The sequence below is a fragment of the Kluyvera ascorbata ATCC 33433 genome (genome assembly GCF_000735365.1).
GTDB lineage: Bacteria > Pseudomonadota > Gammaproteobacteria > Enterobacterales > Enterobacteriaceae > Kluyvera > Kluyvera ascorbata.
This window is the reverse complement of sequence record NZ_JMPL01000187.1, coordinates 1-5,168: the sequence shown is the minus strand read 5'-3', so window position 1 is coordinate 5,168 and position 5,168 is coordinate 1. Positions and strand designations below refer to the sequence as shown.

Below are 5,168 nucleotides of genomic sequence, written 5' to 3'. Positions count from 1 at the left end.
ATGGGTTTAAACCAAGTAGTTTTATTTTTTGCTATTCTTTTGTTTTATTTTTGTATTGTCGATATTTATACCATATGCATTCCCATTTACTTATGTGTCATTCCTATATATATCGCTGACGGTATTTTTATTTTCTAAAAAATTAATGAGTAACTTCAAAGGCATTATTGAGTTTTTATTGTTTGCTGGTAAAATATCACCATATATGTTTGTTGTTAATGGTATAATTAGTGGGTTGGTTATCGAGAAAATACAGTTGATAACGATGAAGATGCCTCCTTTTTTATTGCAGGTTAATAGTTTATGGGTTTTGGTTGGGACATTAATGCACGTAGTTGGTGTGATTGCTATTTCAACCATGCTTTATGCTTTGTTCAATAACCTAATATTTGAATTTTCGAAAAAAACGATAAAAATATTGCAGTGATTTCTTGCTCAATCCATGTGTGGCACATCTAGTGAGCCACACATGGATGGTGTAAAAATATTTTTTATCACTTCTGACCTAATAAATTCCGCTCTATTGTTAGATATTATGCAGGCCGATATGGATCTTGCGATAATTATAAACGCCACTGGACTTCAGCCAGAACTGTTTAATATGCCACCCAATATATGACTCGCCTGTATTCATTGTGAACACGACTGTCTTTAGTCCGTAGTCGCGACACCCGTTACATTGGGGCAGGGTGATGTAACTTAGAATGATTACCAGAAAGTATTAAAAATAAAGTTCCCGACATACGATTATGCAGGGAACTTTGAAGTGATTTTTAATTGCTGTTTATTGATTTTTAAAAGTTAACAGTACACCGCATTCCATATGGTGGGTATACGGGAACTGATCGAACAGCGCCAGGCGTGAAATGTTGTGCGTCTGGCTCAACGTTTCCAGGTTCTGGCACAGCGTCTCTGGGTTACAGGAGATGTACAGAATGTTCGGATACGCCTGCACCATCTTCTCAGTTTCGCTGTCCAGGCCGCTGCGCGGTGGGTCGACGAAAATCGTCTCGCATTGGTAGCTTTTCAGATCAATGCCCTGCAGACGGTTAAATTCCCGCACGCCGTTCATCGCCTGGGTAAACTCTTCTGCCGCCATGCGGATAATCTGCACGTTATCGATCTGGTTGGCCGCAATGTTGTACTGCGCCGCCGCCACGGACGGTTTGGCAATTTCGGTCGCCAGTACGCGGTTAAAGTTGCGCGCCAGCGCCAGCGAGAAGTTACCGTTGCCACAGTACAGCTCCAGCAAGTCGCCGTTGGAATTCTGCGTAGCATCCAGCGCCCACTCCAGCATCTGAATGTTCATCGCGGCGTTCGGCTGGGTGAAGCTGTTCTCTACCTGACGATAGATCATCTCTTTGCCCGCAACCGGCAGGCGCTCATCGATATAGTCTTGATCCAGCGCGATTTTAGTTTTGGTTGCGCGGCCAATCAGGTGCACGTTCAGCCCCTGTGCGCGCAGCGCGTCACGCAGCGCTTCGGCCTGTTCGCGCCACTCGTCGTCGAGTTTTTTGTGGTACAGCAGCGAGACCACCGCCTGATTGCTCAGGGTAGTGAGGTAGTCAATCTGGAATAGCTTGTGGCGCAGCGCGCGGTTATCGCGAACGCCGTCGAGCACGGCGGTCATCAGGGTGTTGATGAGCTGGCTTGCCGCAGGGAAAGCGTCTACGCGGATGCGGTTCTTGGTCTGCTGGTCGAACATGATGTGGTACAGGTCATCACCGTCGTGCCAGATGCGGAATTCCGCGCGCATACGGTAGTGGCTGACCGGCGAGCGAAACACCTCCGGCGCGGGAGCGCTAAACGGCGTCATCATCGTTTGCAGGCGAGTGACTTTCTCGGCGAGCTGAGCGTCGTACTGTTCGGTTGGGAGATGTTCGGGGGTCATGATGCATCCTGAATAATAAAAGTACGCGGGGATTGTAGGGCTTGTTCAGGGGATGTCCAGCGCCGATGAAGGTGAAAATCATAAATAGCAGTCTGGACATCTATATGTAACTAAATGTAGCATCCCCGTACCGGTCCTGTGAGTTAAAAGGGAACCCAGTGTAAATCTGGGGCTGACGCGCAGCGGTAAGGAAGGTAAGAGATGAGCGCATTTAATGCAGACACTGCGGCGTGCCGTGGGAAGTCATCGCCTCTTTATATAGCCTCCAAGCCCGAAGACCTGCCGGATAACGTCGCATGGGGTTTTATCGTCGCGAGCAACTGATAAAACCTGCGGCATCCCTTTTCTATTTGGATGCTTTTAAAAATGATTAAAAAAGCTTCGCTGATGACGGCGTTATCCGTCACGGCATTTTCCGGCTGGGCGCAAGACAGCAATTCTGACTCGATGGTGGTGACGGGAACCCGTTTTCAACAGCCGGTAAATACGGTGCTGGCCCCTACTGATGTGGTTACTCGTGATGATATTCAGCGCTGGCAGTCCAAAGATCTGAATGATGTGATGCGTCGCCTGCCGGGAGTCGATATTTCGCAGACAGGCGGGATGGGAAATAGCTCTTCTCTATATGTGCGTGGCACTGAAGCGCGTCATGTGCTGGTGCTGATTGATGGGATCCCAATGGCGCGGCCAGGTGTTTCCAACGGCGTCGATATTGGACAGATTCCGGTCTCACTGGTGCAGCGTATTGAGTATATCCGTGGCCCGCGTTCTGCGGTTTATGGATCGGGAGCTATCGGCGGTGTGGTTAACATCATTACCATGAGTGACGATGAACGCGCACAAATCAATGCCGGGGTGGGTTCGAATGGTTACCAGACCTATGACGGCGCGGTGAATAAGCGCTTTGGCGACACGATGATAACGGCGGCGGGTGCTTATCAGACGACCAAAGGGTTTAATATTGTCCCTGATTCGGCTTACAGCGGCGACAGTGACCGAGATGGCTATCGCAATAAACTGTTCTGGGGAGCCGTGCAGCATAAGTTTGATGAAAACTTCTCGGGCTTCTTCCGTGGTTATGGGTACACGGCTAACAGCGATTACGATCAGAATACGATGTATGGTTCTCCCGAAGGTAATGACGAAGCTCAGAACTACAATCAATCCTGGGATACGGGGCTGCGCTATAACTCCGGCATTTACTCCTCCCAATTGATCGCTAACTATCAGCATCTTAAAGACTATAACTACACAAATAACCTCGGCCGCTATGCGGGCCAAGCCACGCTGGATGATATGGAACAGCGTTATATCCAGTGGGGGAACAACCTTGAGGTTGGGCATGGGGCGATTAGCGGTGGCGTTGACTGGAAGCAGGAAAAACTGGTTTCCGGCAGCACGACCAAAACCGATGCCTACAAACGTGATACGACGGGTCTTTACCTGACCGGGCAGCAGCAGATTGATTCCGTTACGTTGGAGGCGTCGGGCCGTGAGGACCACGATGAGCAGTTTGGTTGGCACGGAACGTGGCAAACCGCAGCGGGTTGGGAATTTGTTGATGGTTATCGCGCAACGCTTTCTTATGGTACCGGCTTCCTGGCACCTTCTTTGGGGCAGCAGTATGGTGCAACGCGTTATGCATATGGAAGTAACCGAGGCATCATTGCCAATCCGAATCTGAAGCCTGAAGAATCTAAACAGTGGGAAGCAGGAATTGACGGTATTACGGGGCCGCTGGATTGGAGGCTCTCTACATACCACTATGAAATTCAAAATCTGATTGATTATAAAAGCTCGAGCCAATACAGCCAGTACGTCAACGTGAAGTCGGCCACCATTAAAGGCGTGGAGTGGACGGGGAACATCACAACTGGCCCGGTCGAACATCACCTTACGCTGCAGTATGTTGATCCGCGTGATGACGATACCAATCAGGTACTTGCTCGTCGCGCGAAACAGCAGGTGAAGTATGAAGTCACCGGGCAGGTTTACGATCTCGGCTGGAATATCGCTTACCAATATTTGGGGCAGCGTTATGACAACAACTACGACGAGACAACAAGCACCTCTAGTCGGGTTAAAATGGGCGGAGTGAGCCTGTGGGATATCGGATTGTCATATCCTGTCACCTCACACCTGACCGTTCGTGGTAAAATAGCCAACCTGTTCGATAAAGACTACGAGACAGCATATGGCTACCAAACTGCAGGACGGGAATACACCTTGTCTGGCAGCTACACCTTCTGAACCACGTCCTACCGTACTGGTGTTTGACTCCGGTGTCGGTGGGTTGTCGGTCTACGATGAGATCCGGCATCTCTTGCCGGATCTCCATTACATCTACGCATTCGATAACGTCGCTTTCCCTTATGGGGAGAAGAGCGAGGAGTTTATCGTTGAGCGCGTTATTGAAATCGTCACCGCGGTACAGGCCCGCTACCCGCTGGCTTTGGCGGTGATCGCCTGTAACACGGCCAGCACGGTCTCTTTACCAGCGCTACGCGACAAGTTTGCCTTCCCGGTTGTGGGCGTCGTGCCTGCCATTAAACCGGCGGCACGTCTGTCGGCTAATCGTATCGTAGGATTGCTGGCGACGCGGGGCACGGTAAAACGTCCTTATACCCACGAGCTGATTTCACGCTTTGCTAATGAATGCCGTATCGAGATGCTGGGGTCTGCCGAGCTGGTGGAGCTGGCGGAAGCGAAGCTGCACGGGGAGCCGGTTCCTTTGGAAGAGCTGCGCCGTATTCTGCGTCCGTGGCTGCGCATGCAGGAACCACCGGATACCGTCGTGCTCGGCTGCACCCATTTCCCTCTATTGCAGGATGAGTTGCTGCAGGTGCTTCCCGAAGGTACCCGCCTGGTGGATTCCGGCGCAGCCATTGCCCGTCGAACGGCTTGGTTGTTAGAACATGAAGCACCGGATGCGAAATCCAGCGATGCGAATCTGGCTTACTGCATGGCGTTGACGACAGAAACTGAGCAACTTTTACCCGTTTTACAGCGCTACGGCTTTGAAACGCTCGAAAAACTGCCTGTTTCTGCCTGATTTGAGCAAAAAAGAGACGGTTGAAAAGTTTTTTTAAAACAGGGCTTGTCAACGTCTCAGAACTCCCTATAATGCGCCTCCACTGACACGGAACAACGGCAAACAAGCCGCCGGGTCAGCGAGGTTCTCCTGAGAATCTCAACAGAGAAAAGCGAAATTAAATGCTTGACTCTGAAGCGGGAAAGCGTAATATGCACATCCCGCGCCGCTGACAAAAAGCGAAGC

The 5,168-nt window shown here is 50.4% G+C and carries 4 protein-coding genes and 1 riboswitch; of the genes, 3 read left to right on the top strand and 1 reads right to left on the bottom strand.

Annotated elements, in window-relative coordinates:
* Positions 1 to 145: 145 nt before the first annotated feature.
* Entirely contained in the window at positions 146 to 427 is a 282-nt protein-coding gene (locus tag GKAS_RS22610) for a hypothetical protein (RefSeq protein WP_035897685.1), read from the top strand.
* Between the two features lie 357 nt (positions 428 to 784).
* Here GKAS_RS22610 and trmA read toward each other — a convergent pair whose 3' ends face one another.
* The gene (trmA, locus tag GKAS_RS22605) at positions 785 to 1,891 is read right to left on the bottom strand and encodes a tRNA (uridine(54)-C5)-methyltransferase TrmA (protein ID WP_035897683.1); all 1,107 of its coding nucleotides are present in this window, start codon (positions 1,889 to 1,891) and stop codon (positions 785 to 787) included.
* A 114-nt stretch (positions 1,892 to 2,005) separates the two neighbouring features.
* Positions 2,006 to 2,192, top strand: a riboswitch (cobalamin riboswitch).
* Positions 2,193 to 2,257: 65 nt separating this feature from the next.
* Here trmA and btuB point away from each other — a divergent pair.
* On the top strand, positions 2,258 to 4,141 hold the full coding sequence (gene btuB / locus GKAS_RS22600; protein ID WP_035897682.1) for a TonB-dependent vitamin B12 receptor BtuB: 1,884 nt from the start codon (positions 2,258 to 2,260) through the stop codon (positions 4,139 to 4,141).
* Complete coding sequence (gene murI / locus GKAS_RS22595) at positions 4,086 to 4,943, top strand: glutamate racemase (protein WP_035897681.1); 858 nt, start codon at positions 4,086 to 4,088, stop codon at positions 4,941 to 4,943. The genes btuB and murI overlap by 56 nt, the downstream gene beginning before the upstream one ends.
* Positions 4,944 to 5,168 lie beyond the last annotated feature (225 nt).

Bases quoted from the DNA above. Each gene is read 5' to 3' on its own strand.
- GKAS_RS22610 (WP_035897685.1), top strand. From the start codon at position 146: ATGAGTAACTTCAAAGGCATTATTGAGTTTTTATTGTTTGCTGGTAAA.
- trmA (WP_035897683.1), bottom strand. From the start codon at position 1,891: ATGACCCCCGAACATCTCCCAACCGAACAGTACGACGCTCAGCTCGCC.
- btuB (WP_035897682.1), top strand. From the start codon at position 2,258: ATGATTAAAAAAGCTTCGCTGATGACGGCGTTATCCGTCACGGCATTT.
- murI (WP_035897681.1), top strand. From the start codon at position 4,086: ATGGCTACCAAACTGCAGGACGGGAATACACCTTGTCTGGCAGCTACA.